The sequence below is a fragment of the Paracidovorax anthurii genome, from assembly GCF_003269065.1.
In the GTDB taxonomy this organism is placed as follows: Bacteria; Pseudomonadota; Gammaproteobacteria; order Burkholderiales; family Burkholderiaceae_C; genus Paracidovorax; species Paracidovorax anthurii.
Window position 1 is genome coordinate 37,074 of record NZ_QLTA01000015.1, and the last position, 20,050, is coordinate 57,123.

Consider the following 20,050-nt stretch of genomic DNA (forward strand, 5'->3'; position numbering starts at 1 on the left):
ACGGCGCGTGGACCGCGCCGGAACACGGCGAAACCGCCTTTCTACTCCTGCGCACGCGCGCCGTACTGGGCTATGTCAATGTCGCCGCAAAGGACTTGCCCGCCGTGCTCGGCGCAGGGCGCACAGCGACGCGAGCAGCAGCGTCTTCGGGTCGCGGGTGGTGGGGTCCTGCACGGCGAAGCCGAGGCACAGCGCGGGCGCCGGGATCCAGAGGTTCAGGCGCGCGATGGCCTGGCACTCGGTCCCCCAGAACTCCTGGTCCTCGGGGGTCCAGAGGGTGAGGGTGCTCCCGGCGCGGGCGCTGGAGGAAGGCGGCATGGCTGTGGCCCCTTCGCTCAGCGGCCCGCCGCGCTGGCGCGGGCATCCACCACGCCGGTGCGGCGCACCTCGGTGAAATACATCCAGACCAGCGACACCCACACCACGCCGAACATCAGCATGAAGGCGCTGGAGCGTACGCCCGTCCAGTCCATGAGCAGGCCGAACTGGATGGGCAGCACGAAGCCGCCCAGGCCGCCGGCCAGCCCCACGATGCCGCTGATGGCGCCGATGTTGGCGGGATAGTCGTCGCTGATGTACTTGAACACGCTCGCCTTGCCGAAGGCCCAGGCGATGCCGAGCACGAACATGAGCCCGGTGAACACGTACACGTTCAGGCCGATGTGGAAGCTGCGCGGCCCGTCCACGGTGAGCACGGTGAAGTCGGTCTGCGGGTACGACAGCACGAACAGGCACACCCAGCTCACCCACAGCACCCACCAGGTCACGCTGTGGGCGCCGTATCGGTCGCTGAGCGCGCCGCCGATGGCGCGCAGCACGCCGCCGGGCAGCGAGAAGCAGGCGGCGAGCAGCGCGGCCGTGCGGATGTCCAGGCCGTACTCGCCCACGTAGTACTGCACCATCCAGAGCGAGAGCGCCACGTAGCCGCCGAACACGATGCTGTAGTACTGGCAGTACTTGAGCACGCGCGGGTCCTTCAGCGCCTGGAGCTGGTCCATGAAGGTCACGTGGCCGGGCACGCGGTGCGCCGGATCGCTGTGGCTGAACAGCCAGAACAGCACCAGCGTGCCGAGCATGATGGCCGCATACACGTGCGGCACGGCCGCCCAGCCGAAGGCCACGAGGATCGCGGGCGCCACGAACTTGTTCACCGCCGCGCCCGAGTTGCCCGCGCCGTAGATGCCCATGGCCGTGCCCTGGCGCTCCTTCGGGAACCAGCGCGCCACGTAGGGCGTGCCCACCGAGAACGAGCCGCCGGCCAGCCCGACGAACAGACCCGCCACGAGGAAATGCCAGTACTGGGTGGCGTATCCCATGAACCAGATGGCCGGCACCGTGGCCGCCATGAGGCAGGCCATCACGATGCGGCCGCCGTAACGATCGGTCCAGATACCCAGCGGCACGCGCACGAGCGAGCCCGTGAGCACCGGCATGGCCATGAGCAGGCCGAACTGCGTGGCGTTCAGGTTCAGCATCTTCTTGATCGGGATGCCGATGACGCCGAACATCATCCAGACCATGAAGCACACGGTGAAGGCCAGCGTGCTCGCGGCGAGCACCGACCAGGCCTTGCGGTCGGAATCCGTGATGGAAGGCAGGGGCGCGGGGCTGCTGCCGCCGCGGGCTGGGGCTGTGGCGCTGAGGTGGACCATGGCGATCGTCCTTGAGAAGCTCCCCTGGGTGATCCGGGGGCATGGACGCATGGTCCCACGAACGGGGCGGGCCGCACATCCTCCGCAAGAGCAATGCCTCCGCGCATACCCTTATCCACTTTCCTCCAATGCAGCCCGGCCTGCGCTTCCTAAGATCGGCTCCACGGGCCACGGCTCCGCCGCAGCGGCGGGCCGCCAACGCCCCAGCGTTCCAAAAAACCAGTTCACCAGGAGGACTCCCGCATGACCCCGTTCCAGAAACTCCGCCGCCATGCCGTGCTGCTCACGGCCCTGGCGGCCGCATCCACCTTCGCGTGGGCCGACCGGCTCGACGACGTCAGGAAGGCCGGCGTGGTGCGCGTGGCCGCGTTCGACGCCAACCCGCCGTTCGGCCAGGTGGACCCCAAGACCCGCAGGATCGTCGGGCTGGACGTGGACGTGGCGGCCGAGCTGGCCAAGGCGCTGGGCGTGAAGCTGGAGATCGTGCCCACCAACCCGGCCAACCGCATCCCGCTGCTCACCTCGGGCAAGGTGGACCTGGTGCTGGCCAACTTCACCATCACCGAGGAGCGCGCCAAGGTCGTCAACTTCAGCACGCCCTACTTCGCCTCGGGCACCCAGTTCATCGCGAAGAAAGGCACCCTGAAATCGCCCGACCAGCTGAACGCGCTGCGCATCGGCGTGGACAAGGGCACGACCAACGAGATCCAGCTGCGCCAGAAGTACCCCCAGGCGACGCTCGTGGCCTACGACGACACGCCCTTCGCCTTCGCGGCGCTGCGCAACGGCAACGTGCAGGCCATCTCGCAGGATGGGCCCAAGCTCATCGGCCTGCTGGCCACGGTGCCCGACCGCGACAAGTACGAGATCCCGCCCTTCGCGATCTCGCAGGACTTCATCGGCGTGGGCATCCCCAAGGGCGAGACGGCGCTGACGGAGGCCGTGAACACGGCGCTGCGCGACCTGGAGGCCGATGGCCGCGCGCAGAAGATCCACGACGCCTGGTTCGGCCCCGCCACCAAGACGCCGCTGCAGCGCATCTTCAAGATCGGCGACCCGTCCTGACGGCGCGCGCGCCCGGCCACTGTCCCTCCCGCGACACCGCGGCGGCCGCCTCCGGGCAGGGCCGCCGCCCTTTTTCCGATGCCTGACGTTTCCCTCCCGGCGCTGCAGGAGCTGCTGCTCGCGCCCCGCTACCTGGGCTGGCTGCTCGACGGCTGGCTGATGACGCTGTGGTCCGCGCTGCTGGTGATCGCGGCCTCGGCCGTGCTGGGCACGCTGCTGGCCACCGCGCGCGAGAGCGGCCGCGCGGCGCTGGTGCGCGCCACGGGGATCTATCTCTCGCTGGTGCGCAACACGCCGCTGCTGGTGCAGTTGCTGTTCTGGTACTTCGGCCTGCCGGCCCTGCTGCCCGAGGGCACGCTCGAATGGCTCAACGGCGCGCATGCGCTGACCCTGCATGGCACGGTGATCGCGCGCTGGCCTTCGTTCGAGTTTCTCGCGGCCCTCGCCGGGCTGGCGCTCTATTCGGCCGCCTACGTGGGCGAGGACATCCGCTCGGGCCTGCGCGGCGTGCCGCGCGGCCAGCGCGCGGCGGCGCAGGCGCTGGGCTTCACGCCCTGGCAGGCGCTGCGGCACGTGGTGCTGCCGCAGGCCCTGCGCATCGCCGCGCCACCGCTGACCGGGCAGGCCATGAACATCCTCAAGAACACCTCGCTGGGCATGGCCATCGGCCTGGCGGAGCTGTCGTACCGCGCACGCCAGGTGGAGGCCGAAACCTGGAAGACCTTCCAGGTCTACGGCCTGGCCACGGTGCTGTACATCGCGGCCATCGCGCTGCTGGCGGCGCTGGGCCGGATGGCGGTGTGCCGCGCGGCGGGTGCTCGGCGCGGGGCAGCGTGATGGATTTCTCGTTCCTGCGCGACGACCTGGGCTACCTGCTGTGGGGCACCTTCCCCGAAGGGCCGCCGGGCGGCGCGCTGCTCACGCTGCTGCTGAGCGCCGGCTCGGGCATCGCGTCGGCCGCGCTCGGCCTGGGGCTGGGCGTGCTGCTGGTGCTGCTGCACGGCCCGGCCCTGCACCTGCTCACGGCGGTGCTGGGCTTCCTGCGCGCCATTCCCGTGCTGATGCTGATCTTCTGGACCTATTTCCTGCTGCCGCTGTGGCTGGGCATCGACGTGCCGGGCGTGCTGTCGGTGATGGCGGCGCTCGCGCTGGTGAGCGGCGCCTACCTGGCCCACGGCGTGGCCGCGGGCATCCGGGGCGTGGGCGAGGGGCAGTGGACGGCGGGGCTGGCGATGGGCTTCACGCGCTGGGGGGCGCTGCGCCACGTGGTGCTGCCGCAAGCGCTGCGCATGATGCTGCCGTCCTTCATCAACCAGTGGGTCACGCTCATCAAGGACAGCTCGCTCGCCTACATCGTGGGCGTCCATGAGCTCTCGTTCCTGGCCACGCAGGTCAATGCGCGCGTGATGATCGCCCCGGCCGAGATCTTTGGCTTCGTCGCCCTGCTCTACTGGCTGCTGTGCAGCGCGCTGGACCTGGGCGCGCGGGCCGCAGCGGCACGCGGCGCGGTGCCGCTGGCACGCTGACGGCCCGCCCGCGCGCCCGGAACGTGCTCGCGCGCTCACGCCGCGTGCGGCCGCCGCGTAGCATCGGGGCATGCGCGATCTCACACCGCCCCTTTCCGCTCCCCATCCCGCTCTCGCACCCGCCCTGGCCCGGCCCCGCCGGACGGCCGCGCGCCTTGCCGCCATCGCCGCCCTGGCGTTGCTGGCGGCCTGCGGCGGCACGCCCCGGGCCACGCCCTCCACCACCGACTGGCAGGCGCTGCTGCCCGCCGACGTGCTGCTGATCGGCGAGCAGCACGACGCGCCCGACCACCAGCGCCTGCAGCGCGAGGCCGTGGCCACGCTGGCCGGGCGCGGCCAGCTCGCGGCGCTGGTGATGGAGATGGCCGAGGCGGGCCACGGCACGGCGGGCCTGCCGCGCGAGGCCTCCGAGGCCGCCGTGCGCGAGGCCCTGGCCTGGAACGACAAGGCCTGGCCCTGGACGCGCTACGGCCCCGCGGCGATGGAGGCCGTGCGCGCCGGCGTGCCCGTGCTGGGCGGCAACCTGCCGCGCGCGCGGATGCGCGATGCCATGCACGACAGTGCCTGGGATGTGCACCTGCCCGCGGGCGGCTTCCGGCAGCAGATCGCCACGCTGCGCGAGGGCCACTGCGGGCTGCTGCCCGAGGCGCAGTTGCCCGCCATGGCGCGCATCCAGATCGCGCGCGACGCCAGCCTGGCGCGCACCGCCGCCGATGCGCGCCGGCCCGGCCAGACGGTGCTGCTGGTGGCCGGCGCGGGCCACGTGCGGCGCGACCTGGGCGTGCCCACGCACTGGGGCGGCGACGTCCGCGCCCGGGTGCTCATCGCCCAGCCGCAGTCCGCGCAGGAGGCCTGGCCGTCCCGCGCGGCGGACCTCGTCCTGCCCACGCCTGCGCTGCCGCCCCAGGACCACTGCGCGGCGCTGCGCCCGCCCGCACCCGCCGGCGCCGGGCCGCGCGCCCGTCACACCTCCGAGCCGGCGTTCCAGAACACCTGAAGCACGCCGGGCAGGCGCTCGATCTCCGCCATGGCGGCGTTCAGCGCGTCGGCCTCCCCCGCCATCGCGTAGAGCGTGGCCTCGATCTCGGTGCGGCCGGAGGCGTGCTGGCCCACGTCGCGCACGGGGTAGTTGGCGGCCTCCAGCAGCGCCACCATGCGCTCGCGCACCTCGGCCCGGGCGCGGCGCGTGCACACCACGTACACGGTGTAGCTGGCGGCGGGAAGCCCGCCGCCCGGAACGGCCGCGATTACTGCAATGCAGCAATCGGTGCGTCAACCACCCGCCGCGCCTGGAGCAGCGCGGCGAAGGCCTCGGCGGGCACGGGCCGGTGGCACAGGTAGCCCTGGTAGCGGTCGCAGCCCCGCCCGCGCAGGAAATCCAGTTGCGCGGGCGTCTCCACGCCCTCGGCCAGCACCGCCATCCCCAGGCTGTGCCCCATGGCGATGATGGCCGCGCAGATGGCCGTGTCGTCCGCGCTTTGCGGCAGGTCGCGGATGAAGCCCTTGTCGATCTTGAGCACGTCGATCGGGAAGCGCTTGAGGTGCGCGAGCGACGAATAGCCCGTGCCGAAGTCGTCGATCGCCAGCCGCAGCCCCAGTCCGCGCAGGCGCAGCAGCACCTGCCGGGCCTCGTCGGGGCGCTCGGCGAGCGCGCCCTCGGTGATCTCCAGCTCCAGCAGCGTGGACGGGAAACCCGTGTCCGCCAGCGCCAGGGCCGCGCAGCCCGCGAGGTCGGTCAGGTGGAACTGGCGCGGCGAGATGTTCACCGCCATCGTCAGTTCGGGCAGCCCGGCCTCGCGCCAGCGCTGGGCCTGCCGGCAGGCCTCGCGCATGACCCATTCGCCCAGCGGGCCGATGATGCCCGTCTGCTCGGCCACGGGGATGAAGCGGTCGGGCGGGATCGGGCCCTCCTGCGGGTCGATCCAGCGCACCAGCGCCTCGGCGCCCACGATGCGGCCCGAGGCGATGTCCACCTGCGGCTGGTAGTGCAGCGCGAACTGGCCCTGCGCGAGCGCGGTGCGCAGGCGCGCCTCCAGCACGAGCCGCTCGCGCGCGGCCTGGGTGAGGCGCTCGTCGAAGAAGCGCCCCTGCGCCTTGGCGCCGTAGACGGCGGCATGCGCGCCCTGCAGCAGCGCCTCGGGGCTGTCGCCATGGTCGGGAAAGAGGCAGATGCCCACGCCCGCGGAGGCCACCACCTCGAAGCCGTCGGGCGAGCGCCAGGGCTCGGCCAGCGCGGCGAGCAGGCCGCGCGCGATCTCCACCGCGCCCTGCGCCCCCTCCACGCGCCGCGCGATCACGCCCAGCTCGTCGCCCTCCAGGCGCCCCGCCATGTCGCCCGGCCGGAGCGCGCCCTGCACGCGGGCGGCGATGTGGCGCAGCACCTCGTCGCCCACGGCATGGCCGTAGCTGTCGTTCACATCCTTGAAGCCGTCCAGGTTGACCAGCAGCACGGCCAGCGGCTCGCGGCGCGTGCGGGCCTGCGCCATCGCCTCGTCGAGCTGGCGGGAGAAGAAGCCCCGGTTGGGCAGCCCCGTGAGCGGATCGGTGTGGGCCAGCACCTCCAGGCGCCGGCGCTGCTCGTGCTCCTGCGAGATGTCGGTGAACAGGCACACGTAGTGGGTGACCTCGCCCCGCTCGCCGCGCACGCTGGACAGCGACATGCGCTCGGGGAACACCTCGCCGTTCTTGCGGCGGTTCCAGATCTCGCCCTGCCAGTGGCCGGTGCGGCCCAGCTCGCCCCACAGGGCCTCGTAGAAGGCGCGGCCATGGCGGCCCGACTTGAAGAGCCGGGGCGTGCGGCCCAGCAGCTCGGCCTCGCTGTAGCCCATGAGGCGGGTGAAGGCGGCGTTCACCGACAGGATGCGGCTCTGCGCATCGGTCACCACCATGCCCTCGGCCGCGTTGTCCACCACCGTGGCGGCGAGCCGCAGGCGCTCGCCGGCCCGGCGGGCGCCGTCGGCCAGCACGGCCATCTCGCGGCCCCGCGCGCGCCAGCGCCGCAGGGCCCACACGCCGCAGGCCGCGGGTGCCAGCACGAAGGCGGCCTCCAGCGCGATCCGCATGCCGCTGCCGGCGGGCAGCACGTCCTGCGCGCCAGCCACCCACGCGAGCCCGGCGGCCGCGTACAGGAGCAGGCCGGCCGGCATCCATCCGCCGGCCATCGCCTCCGTCTCGCCGCGGGGCACGGCCCCCTGCTCCTCGTTCATCGAATTCCTTGCTCCGCGTTTCTGCGGGCCGTGCTGCGACAATCGCCCCGCTATGACCCAAGCCTATATTCTCACCCTGTCCTGCCCCGACAAGCTCGGGCTGGTGCATGCGGTTTCCGGCTTCCTGCTGGAGCATGGCGGCAACATCGAGGAGGCCGCCCAGTACAACGACCACGCCACGGGCCTGTTCTTCATGCGCGTGCGCTTCGCCTGCGGTGCCTACGACCAGGCCGGCCTGCGCGAGCGGCTCACGGCCTTCGCCGAGCCGCACCGCATGCACTGGAGCCTGCACGCCGCGAGCGAGCCCATGAAGACCGTCATCATGGTCAGCCGCGAGGGCCACTGCCTGAACGACCTGCTGTTCCGCTGGAAGTCGGGCCTGCTGCCGGTGCACATCTGCGCCATCATCAGCAACCACCGCGATTTCTACCAGCTCGCGGCCAGCTACAACGTGCCCTTCCACCACATCCCGGTCACCAAGGACAACAAGCCCCAGGCCGAGGCCCGGCAGCACGAGATCATCCAGCAGGAAGGCGCCGAGCTGGTGGTGCTGGCGCGCTACATGCAGGTGCTCTCCGACGACCTGTGCCGCAAGCTGGAGGGCCGCGCGATCAACATCCACCACAGCTTCCTGCCCAGCTTCAAGGGCGCCAAGCCGTATTACCAGGCGCACGACCGGGGCGTGAAGCTGATCGGCGCCACCGCGCACTACGTGACGGCCGACCTGGACGAAGGCCCGATCATCGAGCAGGACGTGGCCCGCGCCGACCACACCGACACGGTGGAAGACCTCACCGCGCGCGGCCGCGACACCGAGAGCCAGGTGCTCGCGCGCGCCGTGAAGTGGCACACCGAGCACCGCGTGCTGCTCAACGGCCACAAGACCGTGATCTTCCGCTAGAGCATGCCTCCCCCCCTGTGTCGCTTCGCGCCTTCCCCCTCCAGGGGGACGCCACTGGCGGCCCGGCGAAGCCGGTTCCGCGGTGGCTGCGGGTGTAGCCTGCTCCGCGGCCTTCTGACGGGCAGCGCGCAGCGCCGGGGCGGCGGGGCAGCCCTTGCACGGCGGCCCTGGCCTGGGCCGCGCCAGTGGCATGCACTGGGGATAGTGCACGGCACAACGGATCAATGAGATGGCGTCCGCTAACACCGCTTCGCCATTTTCCAGAAACACCGCCCAGCGCATCCCGCCGATCCAGTGCCTGCTCACCTTCGAGGCGCTGGCGCGGCTGCGCAGCGTGACGCAGACGGCCGACGAGCTGTGCGTGACGCCCAGCGCCGTGAGCCACCGCGTGCGCCAGCTGGAGCAGATCCTGGGCGTGCGGCTCTTCGGGCGGGCGGATTTCTCGCTCACCACCGAGGGCAGCGCCTACCTGGCCCACGTGCGCGAGGGCCTGGGTGCGCTGCAGCGCTTTCCGGGCGCGGCGGCCGCGCCGGGCAAGCGGCGGCTCAAGCTGGCCGTCACGCCCACCTTCGCGCGGGCCATCCTGATCCCGCGGCTGCGGCAGTTCACCGAGGCCTACCCCGAGATCGACCTGGCCCTGCAGGTCTCCATCCCGCTGCTGGACGTGGTGGCCGAGGACGCCGACCTGATCGTGCGCTTCGGCCCCGGCCACTATGCCGACATGGAGCACGTGGAGCTGGCGCGCGACGTGGTCACGCCCCTGGCCTCGCCGGCCTTCCTGCGCGAGCACGGCCCCTTCGAGCGGCCCGCCGACCTCGAAGCCGCGGCCCTGCTGCGCAGCCCGCTGGAGCCCTGGCGCACCTGGTTCGCCGCCGCCGGGCTCGACTGGCCCGAGCCCTCCGAGGGCTCGCAGTTCAACGACATCGGCCTCATGTGCGACGCCGCCTCCGCCGGCATGGGCGTGGCGCTGGTGCGCCTGAAGCTCGGCGCGCCCTGGCTGGAGAACGGCACCCTCGTGCGGCTCTTCCCGCTCGATGCGCCCAGCCCCCACGCGCACTACCTGTGCTGGCGCACCGGCACCATGGACCGCTGGGAGTGCGCCGCCTTCACGGAATGGCTGCGCAAAACCATGGGGTGAGTGATTTTTGGCCCAAATCGCCACCATGTCGCCGTATCCATTGCGTTTTCAGCTATATATTCAATAGCAAACATCCTGCCTCTCCGTCGCCCCCGGGATGGCACGCCGCCGGCAGGATGGCGACAATGCCGCCATGCCCGACGCCCCACCGCCGCCACCGCCCCCCTTCGTCCCCGCGCCGCTGCCCGACAACGAGGCCGAGCGCCTGCGGGCCCTGCGCGATCTCATGCTGCTGGACACCTCCCCCGAGGAGCGCTTCGATCGCGTGGTGCGCTTTGCCGCCGAACAGCTGGACGCGCCCATGGCCCTCGTCAGCCTGGTGGACGAGCAACGCCAGTGGTTCAAGTCGCGCATCGGCATCGCGCTGGAGGAGACCGCGCGCGACATCTCGTTCTGCGCGCACGCCATCCTGCAGCCCGAAGTCTTCATCGTCGAGGACGCGCGGCTCGACCACCGGTTCGCCGGCAACCCGATGGTGACCGGCGAGGCCCACATCCGCTTCTACGCCGGCGCGCCGCTGCAGGCGCCGGGCGGCGAGCGCATCGGCACGCTGTGCGTGCTCGACACCGAGCCGCGCGCGCTGAACGGCACCGAGATCGCGGTGCTCCATGCCCTGCAGCAGCTCATCAACGAAGCCATCGCCGGCGAGGAGGGCGAGCCATGAGCCCGGGACGCACCCTTGCCCGCCAGCCCCTGCTGCTGGTCGAGCCGCAGTTCGTGCTGCGCCGCACCATCGTCGCGGTGGCCCGCGAACTGGAACTGGTGGAGTTCCACGAGGCGACGAGCATCGAGCGCGCCGTGCCGCTGCTCGGCGCCCGGACGTTCTCCGGGCTGGTGATCGACTGCGACGACAACGCCATCGCCTCGGACCTGCTGAGCCGGCTGCGCGAGGGCGCGTTCGCCAGCCCGCCGCAGACCCCCGTGATCGCCATCACCTCGGTGCACGAGCCCGACCGCGATGCGTGGCGCCAGTCGATGGGCGTCATCGGCACGCTGCACAAGCCGTTCAAGATCGGCGCGCTGCTGGAGCGGGTGCAGGCGATGCTCGGCACGCCCCGGCCATAAGAAGCCCGTTGCCGATCTCCCAGGCGCCGCGCAGCGGGGTCTGCGGGACCGTGAACGGGCTCTCACGCATGCCACCTCTTTTGCCCCCATGTCCATGACCGTGCCGCACGACGCCAGTTTTCAGAAAAGATACCCGACGCTCGAACAGAACGAGGTACTCAACGCCACCGCGAGTTCGGTCCTGATCAGCGCCCTGGCAGGCACGGGAAAGACCACCACCCTGGCCATCAAGGCCGCAGACCTCATCCGCCACAAGGGCATGGGCCGCATCCTGATGCTCGCCTACTCGGAATCGGGGCTGGCCGCCATCGCGCAGCGCCTGGGAACATTCGTTTCGCCCATCCCGCGCCAGCTGCAGATCATGACCGTGGAGCAGCTGTGCGCCCAGGTGCTCGAAAAGCAGGGTGCCGCGCTGGTGCACGTCACGGAACCCCTGCAGCGCAACCTGCTGGTGCGCCAGGCCTACGGCGCGCTCGCCCACGACCCGCGCCGTGGCGACGCGCCCGAACTCGGCGACTTCCTCTCGCATGAACTGGACGTGCAGGCCTTCCTGGATTTCGAGGCCCGGGCCAAGCAGCAGATGCTGCTGCGCGACAGGGAAAACTCCGGCCTGGGCGCCCTGCCATACTGCCGCGAGCACGAACTGGACTACGGGCTCTACCAGCTCCTGGTGCGCTACGAACGGCTGCGGCGCGGACTGAACGACGAGCCCCTGTTCTACGCCCCCGGCGACTGCACCTACGAGATCGCCACGCAGCTCGGCGCGCTGGATTTCGAGGACGTCTTCGCGCCGCTGGCGGGCCGCTTCGACGCGGTCCTTTTCGATGAGCTGCAGGACCTGGACAACGCCGCCATGCTGGTGCTGCGCCACCTCGTGCGCGGCGGCAACGGCCTGTTCGTGGGCGCGGGCGACTTCAACCAGCACATCCGGCCCGGGGCCTTCTCGGTCTTCGGCGACAGCCTCTCCCGTATCCGGCAGGAACTGCCCGCGGACACCCAGGTGGCCGAGATCCGCACGACCTACCGCTTCGGCGATGCGATCTGCCGCGGGCTCAACCCCCTCTTCGGCGTGGAGTTCTCGGCGTATTACCGCGACAAGGCCGCATGGTTCGAGCCGCGCAGCTACACGGACGACAAGGATTGCGCCCGGCAGCTGCTGGCGATCCACGGCACGGTGCAGCGCCAGCCGCCCCGGGAGCCCGGCGGCACCCCGCCGTGCCTGCACGTGATCCTGCGGTCGCCGGAGGATTCGATCCTGCTCGAATGGATGTTCGCCCAGGAAGGCGTGCACTACACCTGCAAAGGGATGAAGCACTTCTACCAGCGCCGCGAGGTCGCGCTGCTGCTCACCCTCATGTGGGCCATGCAGGGCTGCAGCGAAGGCCTGCGGCTCACGCAGGGCATCGTGAGCAACGCCATCGAAGGCCTGCTGCGGTATGTGCGGCGCGCCAGCCAGCCCGACCCCGATGTGCTGGCCAACGGCTTCTTCGACATGGACGCGCTGGAGCGCGACTCCCCCGTGGAGGTGAACACCCGGGCCGTGGCGGTGGACCTCGTCGGCCAGAAGCCGCTGCTGCGCCGTTTCCTGGCCCGCGGCAGCTTCGACCCGAACGCTCCCGTGGCTTCGCGCCCCTGCGAGCAACTGCTGGAACTGCCCCCCGAGGCCTGCGCGGATGCGGGGCGGCTGTGCCGGCACCCGCTCGTGCGCGAGTTCTTCGCCCAGGCCCCGCTCAGCCCGCAGGAGCGGCGCTCCTGCCAGGACAGCCTGCAGGCGCTGGCCCGCATCTGCGCGGGGCTGTCCGTCGATGCCTTCCTGGGCCGCCTCGCGCCCCTGGTCGGCGCCAGCATCGACCAGCACCGGCGGCAGCAAGCGCCCAGCCTGCAACTGCTCACCGTGGAGCGCTGCAAGGGGCATGAGTACGACTACGTGGCCGTTCCCTTCGTGGAGCGGGGGCGCTTTCCACGCAGCGCCTCCGGGGCGGACGCCCTGCGCGAGCGCAACATGCTCTACGTCGCCATGACGCGCAGCACCCGGCGCCTGTGGCTGCTGGAGAGCGCGGGCCGCCCCGTCAGCCCCGGGCCGGTCTGAGAACGTGTTCACGATCTCGCAGGGGTCGCGTTGGAGCGCAATCGGGATGAGTGGATGCCTCGGATGCGCCGCATGGGCTCATGCCCATGCCAGCAGCCGGGGCGTGCAATCGCCCGATTTCGCTCCAACCCGAAGGGCAGTGGCGTGTGCGAGCGGTCTGCGGCGTTGCGGCGCTGGCCCATAGCCGGGCGATGGGCGGCGCACCGCGCCTTGCATCCCACCCGCACACGCCACTGCGCGACCCCTGGGAGATCGTGAACACGTTCTGAGGCGGAGCGGCCCCGCAGGCGCCGCCCCGCCCTGCCCCGGCATTTCACGCGGCCGTGCAAGAAAACTCACGCAGCGCGCACAGCCTTCCCCTACAGTGGCGGGCATGAGCGCAGCCCTTCCTTCTGCACCCGCGTCCCCCTCTTCGCTGCCCGGCACCCCGGAGCCCGCCGCCCTGCAGGCAGCGGTCGTCCAGGCGCTCGGCGCCCACCTGCCGGCCCATGCGCTGCTCTGGCACGCGGAGGACACCACGCCCTATGAATGCGACGGCCTCACGGCCTACCGCCAGCGCCCGCTGGTGGTGGCCCTGCCCGAGACCGAGGCGCAGGTGCAGGCCGTGCTGCGCACCTGCCATGCGCTCGGCGTGCCGGTGGTGGCGCGCGGCGCGGGCACGGGCCTCTCGGGCGGGGCCATGCCGCATGCGCGCGGCGTGACGCTGTCGCTGGCCCGCTTCAACCGCATCCTCGGCGTGGACCCCGTGGCGCGCACCGCGCGCGTGCAGTGCGGCGTGCGCAACCTCGCCATCAGCGAGGCCGCCGCGCCCCACGGGCTCTACTACGCGCCCGACCCGTCGAGCCAGATCGCCTGCACCATCGGCGGCAACGTGGCCGAGAACTCGGGCGGCGTGCACTGCCTGAAATACGGCCTCACCGTGCACAACGTGCTGCGCGTGCGCGGCTTCACGGCCGAGGGCGAGCCGGTCACGTTCGGCAGCGAGGCGCTCGACACCCCGGGCTACGACCTGCTGGCCGCCATGATCGGCAGCGAGGGCATGCTGGCCGTGGCGCTGGAGGTCACCGTGCGGCTGATCCCGAAGCCGCAGCTCGCGCGCTGCATCATGGCCAGCTTCGGCGACGTGCGCCGCGCAGGCGATGCCGTGGCTGCCGTGATCGCCGCCGGCATCATCCCCGCCGGGCTGGAGATGATGGACAAGCCCATGACCGCCGCCGTCGAGGACTTCGTGCAGGCCGGCTACGACCTCGCGGCCGAGGCCATCCTGCTGTGCGAATCCGACGGCACGCCCGAAGAGGTGGAGGAAGAGATCGCCCGCATGAGCGAGGTGCTGCGCGCGGCCGGCGCCACCGCCATCGCCGTGAGCCGCGACGAGGCCGAGCGCCTGCGCTTCTGGAGCGGCCGCAAGAACGCCTTCCCCGCCAGCGGCCGCATGAGCCCCGACTACATGTGCATGGACTCCACCATCCCGAGGAAGCGCCTGGCCGACATCCTGCTGGCCATCCAGGCGATGGAGCAGAAATACGGCCTGCGCTGCGCCAACGTGTTCCACGCGGGCGACGGCAACCTGCACCCCCTCATCCTGTTCGACGCCAACGATCCCGACCAACTGCACCGCTGCGAACGCTTCGGCGCCGACATCCTGGAGACCAGCGTGGCCATGGGCGGCACCGTGACCGGCGAGCACGGCGTGGGCGTGGAGAAGCTCAACAGCATGTGCACGCAGTTCACCACGGAGGAGAACGCACAGATGCTCGCGCTCAAGGCCGCGTTCGACCCGGCCGGACTGCTCAACCCCGGCAAGGTCATCCCCACGCTGAACCGCTGCGCCGAGTACGGAAAGATGCTCGTGCGCGGCGGCCGCATCGCGCACCCGGACCTGCCCCGGTTTTGAGATGCGGCACCGCTGCGCGACCCCTGGGAGATCGTGAACACGTTCTTACGCCACGGTGAGCAGCAGGCGGCGCATGGCGGCCACCGTCTCGCCGCTCTGCCGCGTAAGCCGGCCCATGTCGTCCAGGATGTGCACCGTCGAAGCGCGGAACAGGGCCGCGCCCAGCAGGGCCAGGGGCTCCAGGGTCTCGCGGGCGATGGGCTCCGGCACCGTTGGGGGCGCCGGCAACCCCGCCGGCGCCGGTGGCGCCACGCCGCCGTCCGCCCCCGGCACGGCGCCCGGGAACGGGGGCCGGGGCACGGAGCGCACCGCCTCCCGCGCATCCAGCACCTGCCGCACGTGGTGGACCACGGGGCCCAGGCGGGCCTCCAGGCGGCCCAGCACCCAGGTGACCTCCTGCACCCGCAGATCGATCGCGTCCAGCGCGGCAGCCGCGCACTCCACCTGCTCGGCCGCGTCCTGCAGCAGCGCCGAATGCACGCGGGCGATCGACAGCGCCTCGTCCAGCCGGCCCTCGATGCTGGCCCGCAGCGCACGCAGCACGGGAACGTCGATGGCGCCATCCATCACCAGGGACGGCCCCTCGGCGGTGGCCGGGGCCACGGCCCCGCCGCCCAGCCAGGCCACCGTGGGGTTCTCCGCCGCCACGCCGATGCGGCCCGTTCCGTGGCCCAGCGCCCACGCGGCCATGGCCGGGGCCGACAGACCCTGCCAGCCGTAGTCCAGCAACCCGGCCGCGCGGCAGGCCGTGGTGACCAGATCCTCCAGGCGCGGCACCCCGCCGCTGGGCAGCGCCCGGCCGAAGAGCTGGCGCGCCGGCAGCCGCCGCGCCAGCGCCACCACCGCATCAAGGCTGCGGCCCTGGGCATGCAGCCGGGCCGCGCCCAGGGCCGCCAGCCGGGCGCCCACCTCGCGCCGCCGCGCCTCCAGCGCCTGGGCCAGGTCACGGAACGACCACTCGGCCGAGGCGATCCAGTGGTCGGCGGTCAGGTCCGGGTCTCCTACGCTCCAGGCGATGCGCAGCCGCGCGACGGCGTTCTCGACCATCTCCCGGGGCGAGCCCGGCCGCTCGCCCACCCAGGGGCGCCCCGCCCCGACCGCCGCTTCCGGCCACGCCCTCTTGCGCGGCGCCGCCAGCGCCGTGTCCATGCCGTTCATGCCCCGCCCTCCCGCCCGCGCGGGGCCCGTCCCGGACGGGCCGCCGCCCCGAGGGACGGAAACTCGCTCCGTGCGGGGTGACAGCCGCCCCCGCCCATGCACAACATCAAGCCCCCCGACGGCCCATGGCCGGAACGCGCCCCCGCGCACCCCGCCCTTGTCCGCCCTCGGCCCGGCACCGCTTCCCCCGTGCCCATGCCGCCATTGCCTCCCATGCGCCACCTCCTGAATCGACCGCCACCGCATCCGCAGGCCCCTTGCCCGCCATTGCGTAACCATGAATCACGTCAATCTGGTGACTATATATTGGAATTACGCACTTATGCAGCCATCCATCTAGCGTGACTGCATGCAGGATGCAAAGCAAAAGTTTGCCGAGAAGTTACGGAATGCTATGGAAAGGGCCGGTTACGAGGCCCGACCCTCGGTTTTGGAGCGGGAATTCAACACCCGCCATTGGGGCAAGCCCATGAGCCTGCACGGCGTGCGGCGCTGGCTGTGCGGCGAAACCCTGCCAGACCCCCGCAAGCTCGCCACGCTGGCGCAGTGGCTGCAGGTGCCGATCCAGGACTTCCTGGGCGTTGCCGACACCCCCGCCACCGCGCCGCGCGCCACGGAGCCGTCCGCGCTCTGGCACTCCGGCATGGGCTACGACGATCGCAAGCTCTTCGACGTGTACCTGCGGCTGCCCGTGCCGCAGCGGCGCCTCGCCCGCGAGGTCATCCTGGCCATCGCCCGCGCGCACGAGGCCGACGAGGCGCTCCGCGGCGGCAGCTGATCTCCCGGACACGGCGCCCCATGGCGCGCGACGGCGAACCAGGCCATCATCGCGGGTCCTGCGGCGCGGCGCGCACCGGGGCTGCCAACCCCCTGGTCACGAACGCAACTGAACCTGCGATCACGCTGCGACCGTAACTCGCCATGCGAGTCACGCCACGCGCTCCAGCGGTGCCTAGCGTGACCGCATGCAGGATGAAGCAAAACAAAAATTCGCCCGGAAGTTGCGGGAGGCAATGGAAAAGGCAGGGTACGAGGCCAAGCCCTCGGTGCTGGAGCGGGAGTTCAACACCCGCCACTGGGGCAAGCCCATGACGCTGCACGGCGTGCGCCGCTGGCTGCTGGGCGAAACCATGCCGGGCCCGCGCAAGCTGACCACCCTCGCCCAATGGCTCCAGGTGCGCATCGAGGACTTCGTGGACCCGGGCAGCGCCGCCCAGCGCGGGACGAGCGAGCCCATCCACAAGTGGCACGCGGGCATGGGCTACGACGACCGCGAGCTGTTCGACATCTACCTGAAGCTGCCCGTGCCCCAGCGCCGCCTCGCGCGGGAGGTCATCCTGGCCATCGCCCGCGCGCATGAGGCCGGCGAGGCCAAGCGCAGCAAGGAAGACTGAGAACGTGCTCACGACCCGAGGGCCCGGCGTTCGGCCGCCGGGTGCCCGGGCCGGGCATCACCCCCCGATCCAGGCCTGCACGCCCTGCACCAGCTCGGGCGCGTGCGAGAGCGCGAACAGCAGCAGCCCGATGAGCCCGCCCACCACGGTGCCGTTGATGCGGATGAACTGCAGGTCGCTGCCGATGTGCAGTTCCACGAGGCGCGCCATCTCCTTGGCGTCCCAGCGGTCCACCGTGCTGCGGATGTGCTCGGCGACGAACTGCGACAGGTCGGGCGCCACCTGCGTGGCCCAGATCTGCAGGCGCACATTGAGGCGCACGCGCAGCGCCGGGTCGCCCGCCAGCGCCATGCCCAGCCACTGGCCCATGGCGGCCACCTTGCGCGACACCTCGGAATCCTCGTCGGCCAGGTCCTTTTGCAGCCGCTCGCGCAGGCCGGTCCACAGCTCCTGCACGTAGCGGCCCAGGGTGTCGTCGTTCTGCAGGTATTCGCGCAGCTCGTGGCCGCGCCGCTCCCATTCCGGGTCGGTCTGCAGGCGGGCGACGAGGCGCTGCACCGCGGTGTCGAGCGTGCCGCGCAACTGGTGCGAGGGGTCGCTCGCCACCTCGGCGAGCAGGCTGTCGATGGCCTGCGCGATGGCGCCCGCGCCCTTGCCGCTCAGCCAGTCGGTGGGCAGCACTTTTTCCTTGAGCGGGTGCTCGCGCTTGATCCACTGCACGATGGTTTCGGCAATGAAGGTGCGGGTCTCGGGCGCGCGCAGCAGCAGCGTCACGCGCGCGAGCAGGTCGTCGAGCAGCACCTGGTGGCGCCCGCCGTGGGTGAGCGTCTCCAGCGCCGCGGCCATGGTGCGCGAGAGGTCGAGCTGGCCCACGAGCGCGCGCGCGGCCTGGTTCATGAAGCGCTGGATCCGCGCGTCTTCCACCGTGTCCAGCGCCGCCAGCGCCAGCCGCGCCACCTGCCGACCCAGCAACTGGGCATTGCCCGGCGAGGTGAGCCACTGCGCGAGCATGTCCGCCGGGTCGTGCCGGCGGATCAGCGTGACGAGGGTCGGGGCGTCGAGGAACTTGTCGCGCACGAACACGGCCAGATTGCCGCCGATGCGGTCCTTGTTGCGCGCGATGATGTCCGTGTGGCGCTGCACCCAGGGCAGCGGAATGCGCCGGAACAGGGCCGACACCGCGAACCAGTCGGCCAGCGCGCCCACCATGGCGGCCTCGGACATCGCGCGGATGCATTCCACGGCCAGGCTCGGCGGGAAGGCGTACGTGGCGGCGAACACCCCCGCCACGGCCAGCAGCAGGCCGGTGGCCAGCCACTTGGACCGCGCCAGCAGCACCGCGCGCTCAGTGGCGGCCGGCGAGGGCCCGGGGTCGTCGCCCTCGGGGGACAGGCCCGCGAACAGGTTCCCGGCGGCCCCGGGGGTCTCCCCGGCCGGGCGGAGGCCGCCCTCGCCGGCGCTGCGGTTGCGACTGCTGCTGTCCATCCCCCGAGAATAGCCCCGCGCGGCCCGCGCGCGGCGTAAGACGGTTGCCCGCGCGCGGCGGCGAACCGGCGCCGGCTCAGTGCGGCGCCACGCGGTCCAGCGCGGCGGCGAGGTGACCCACGGTGCGGTCCGCGTGGTGCCACTTCTCCAGCCCGAAGAGGCCGATGCGGAAGGTCTGGAAGTCCGCGCCCTCGCCGCACTGCAGCGGCACGCCGGCGGCGGTCTGCAGGCCCGCGTCGAGGAACTTCCGGCCGCTCTGGATGCCGGGGTCGGTGGTGTAGCTGACCACCACGCCCGGGGCCTTCCAGCCCTCGGCCGCCACGCTCGGAAAGCCGCGCGACTCCAGCAGCGCGCGCACCTTCGCGCCCAGCCCGATCTGCTCGGCGCGCACGCGGTCGAAGCCGTAGTCACGGGTCTCGAGCATCACGTCGCGCAGCTTCACCAGCGCATCGGTGGGCATGGTCGTGTGGTAGGCGTGCTGGCCGCGCTCGTAGCCCTCGGCGATCTGCATCCACTTCTTGAGATCGCACGAGAAGCTGGAGCTTTGCGTGCCCTCGATCGCCTGGCGCGCGCGTTCGCTCAGCATCACCATCGCGCAGCAGGGCGAGCCGCTCCAGCCTTTTTGCGGCGCGGAGATGAGCACATCCACGCCCGTGGACCGCATGTCCACCCACACCGCGCCGGAGGCCACGCAGTCGAGCACGAAGAGCGCGCCCACCTCGTGCGCGGCCTCGGCCACGGCGCGCAGGTAGTCGTCCGGCAGGAGGATGCCGCTGGCCGTCTCCACGTGCGGCGCGAACACCACCCGGGGGCGCTCGGCGCGGATCGCGGCCGCCACCTCCTCGGCCGGGCACGGCGCCCAGGGCGCCTGCGGGCCCTCGCCCTGGCGGCGCGCCTGGCACACCACCGCGCCGCCACCGAGGGCGCCCGCATCGAAGATCTGGCTCCAGCGGTAGCTGAACCAGCCGTTGCGCACGATCAGCACCTTCTCGCGGTTGGCGAACTGGCGCGCCACGGCCTCCATGCCGAAGGTGCCGCTGCCGGGCACCAGCACCGCCGTGTGCGCGCCGTACACCGACTTGAGCGTGGCGAGGATGTCCTGCATCACGCCGGTGAAGCGCCGGGACATGTGGTTGAGCGCGCGGTCGGTGTACACCACCGAAAACTCGAGCAGGCCATCGGGATCGACATCGGGCAACAGACCGGGCATGGCGGGGCGTCTCCTTGAAAAAGCTTCGGACTTCCGGACGAGCCGCGCGGCGCCGCGCCCCGTGGCCCGGGGCGGCCGCCGCGCGGCGGAAGCGGTGCAGCTTACACCCGCGCCCCGGGGGCCCCGCCCCAGGGGTTTGCCCGGAAATGCGCTGCGCAGCGCGCAGGCGGCCACCGCCACGGCTACCATCACGCTGTCCACGCAGGTCTTCCCCCAAGCCCCCGCTTCCGCCGCCCGCACTCTTCCTCCGCTCCCGTCCCCCACCGG

19 protein-coding genes are annotated in these 20,050 nt (G+C 71.9%); 12 read left to right on the top strand and 7 right to left on the bottom strand.

The genetic code is table 11. The features are described from left to right. Positions 1-75: 75 nt before the first annotated feature. Positions 76-318 carry a hypothetical protein gene (locus AX018_RS09590; RefSeq protein ID WP_111877068.1) on the bottom strand — a complete coding sequence of 81 codons (243 nt, stop codon included), beginning with the start codon at positions 316-318 and terminating at the stop codon, positions 76-78. Between the two features lie 17 nt (positions 319-335). After that, entirely contained in the window at positions 336-1,652 is a 1,317-nt protein-coding gene (locus tag AX018_RS09595; RefSeq protein WP_245951498.1) for an MFS transporter, read from the bottom strand. Between the two features lie 243 nt (positions 1,653-1,895). Between AX018_RS09595 and AX018_RS09600 the strand changes: the two genes are divergently transcribed. The 4 genes from AX018_RS09600 (at position 1,896) to AX018_RS09615 (ending at position 5,240) form a co-directional block, all read left to right on the top strand. Continuing rightward, positions 1,896-2,717: an ABC transporter substrate-binding protein gene (locus AX018_RS09600; RefSeq protein WP_111877069.1), complete on the top strand. Its 822-nt coding sequence runs from the start codon at positions 1,896-1,898 to the stop codon at positions 2,715-2,717. Between the two features lie 78 nt (positions 2,718-2,795). After that, the gene (locus AX018_RS09605; protein WP_111877070.1) at positions 2,796-3,554 is read left to right on the top strand and encodes an amino acid ABC transporter permease; all 759 of its coding nucleotides are present in this window, start codon (positions 2,796-2,798) and stop codon (positions 3,552-3,554) included. Further along, the gene (locus AX018_RS09610; RefSeq protein ID WP_111877128.1) at positions 3,554-4,243 is read left to right on the top strand and encodes an amino acid ABC transporter permease; all 690 of its coding nucleotides are present in this window, start codon (positions 3,554-3,556) and stop codon (positions 4,241-4,243) included. Before AX018_RS09605 ends, AX018_RS09610 begins: the two co-directional genes overlap by 1 nt. 70 nt (positions 4,244-4,313) lie before the next feature. Beyond that, complete coding sequence (locus AX018_RS09615; protein WP_111877071.1) at positions 4,314-5,240, top strand: ChaN family lipoprotein; 927 nt, start codon at positions 4,314-4,316, stop codon at positions 5,238-5,240. Here the strand turns inward: AX018_RS09615 and AX018_RS09620 are convergent. Continuing rightward, the gene (locus AX018_RS09620) at positions 5,207-5,437 is read right to left on the bottom strand and encodes a hypothetical protein (RefSeq protein WP_245951499.1); all 231 of its coding nucleotides are present in this window, start codon (positions 5,435-5,437) and stop codon (positions 5,207-5,209) included. The genes AX018_RS09615 and AX018_RS09620 overlap by 34 nt on opposite strands. A gap of 53 nt (positions 5,438-5,490) precedes the next feature. After that, on the bottom strand, positions 5,491-7,449 hold the full coding sequence (locus AX018_RS09625) for a putative bifunctional diguanylate cyclase/phosphodiesterase (protein ID WP_111877072.1): 1,959 nt from the start codon (positions 7,447-7,449) through the stop codon (positions 5,491-5,493). 52 nt (positions 7,450-7,501) lie between these two features. Between AX018_RS09625 and purU the strand changes: the two genes are divergently transcribed. From purU to AX018_RS09660, 6 genes are all read left to right on the top strand, one after another. After that, positions 7,502-8,350, top strand: a complete 849-nt coding sequence (gene purU / locus AX018_RS09630) for a formyltetrahydrofolate deformylase (RefSeq protein WP_111877073.1) — start codon at positions 7,502-7,504, stop codon at positions 8,348-8,350. A gap of 229 nt (positions 8,351-8,579) precedes the next feature. Beyond that, on the top strand, positions 8,580-9,488 hold the full coding sequence (locus AX018_RS09635) for a LysR substrate-binding domain-containing protein (protein WP_111877074.1): 909 nt from the start codon (positions 8,580-8,582) through the stop codon (positions 9,486-9,488). Positions 9,489-9,621: 133 nt separating this feature from the next. Beyond that, positions 9,622-10,152, top strand: coding sequence for a GAF domain-containing protein (locus tag AX018_RS09640; RefSeq protein ID WP_111877129.1), 531 nt, complete (start codon positions 9,622-9,624; stop codon positions 10,150-10,152). Then, positions 10,149-10,553: a response regulator gene (locus AX018_RS09645; RefSeq protein WP_111877075.1), complete on the top strand. Its 405-nt coding sequence runs from the start codon at positions 10,149-10,151 to the stop codon at positions 10,551-10,553. Before AX018_RS09640 ends, AX018_RS09645 begins: the two co-directional genes overlap by 4 nt. 88 nt (positions 10,554-10,641) lie before the next feature. Then, positions 10,642-12,642: a UvrD-helicase domain-containing protein gene (locus tag AX018_RS09650; RefSeq protein WP_111877076.1), complete on the top strand. Its 2,001-nt coding sequence runs from the start codon at positions 10,642-10,644 to the stop codon at positions 12,640-12,642. A gap of 373 nt (positions 12,643-13,015) precedes the next feature. After that, positions 13,016-14,536: an FAD-linked oxidase C-terminal domain-containing protein gene (locus AX018_RS09660; protein ID WP_111877077.1), complete on the top strand. Its 1,521-nt coding sequence runs from the start codon at positions 13,016-13,018 to the stop codon at positions 14,534-14,536. Between the two features lie 45 nt (positions 14,537-14,581). Here the strand turns inward: AX018_RS09660 and AX018_RS09665 are convergent, their stop codons facing one another. Continuing rightward, positions 14,582-15,694 (bottom strand): hypothetical protein, encoded by a 1,113-nt coding sequence (locus AX018_RS09665; protein WP_111877078.1) that lies wholly within the window; start codon positions 15,692-15,694, stop codon positions 14,582-14,584. A gap of 349 nt (positions 15,695-16,043) precedes the next feature. On the opposite strand from AX018_RS09665, the gene AX018_RS09670 reads away from it, so the two are divergent. Both AX018_RS09670 and AX018_RS09675 read left to right on the top strand, forming a co-directional pair. After that, positions 16,044-16,472 carry an XRE family transcriptional regulator gene (locus tag AX018_RS09670; RefSeq protein ID WP_111877079.1) on the top strand — a complete coding sequence of 143 codons (429 nt, stop codon included), beginning with the start codon at positions 16,044-16,046 and terminating at the stop codon, positions 16,470-16,472. Positions 16,473-16,659: 187 nt separating this feature from the next. After that, positions 16,660-17,088 (top strand): XRE family transcriptional regulator, encoded by a 429-nt coding sequence (locus AX018_RS09675; protein WP_111877080.1) that lies wholly within the window; start codon positions 16,660-16,662, stop codon positions 17,086-17,088. Positions 17,089-17,145: 57 nt separating this feature from the next. On the opposite strand, the gene AX018_RS09680 is transcribed toward AX018_RS09675, so the two are convergent. Then, on the bottom strand, positions 17,146-18,573 hold the full coding sequence (locus AX018_RS09680; protein WP_111877081.1) for a DUF445 domain-containing protein: 1,428 nt from the start codon (positions 18,571-18,573) through the stop codon (positions 17,146-17,148). 76 nt (positions 18,574-18,649) lie between these two features. Then, a complete protein-coding gene (locus tag AX018_RS09685) occupies positions 18,650-19,783 on the bottom strand; it encodes an aminotransferase class V-fold PLP-dependent enzyme (protein WP_111877082.1) in 1,134 nt (377 codons plus the stop codon). Positions 19,784-20,050: the final 267 nt, after the last annotated feature.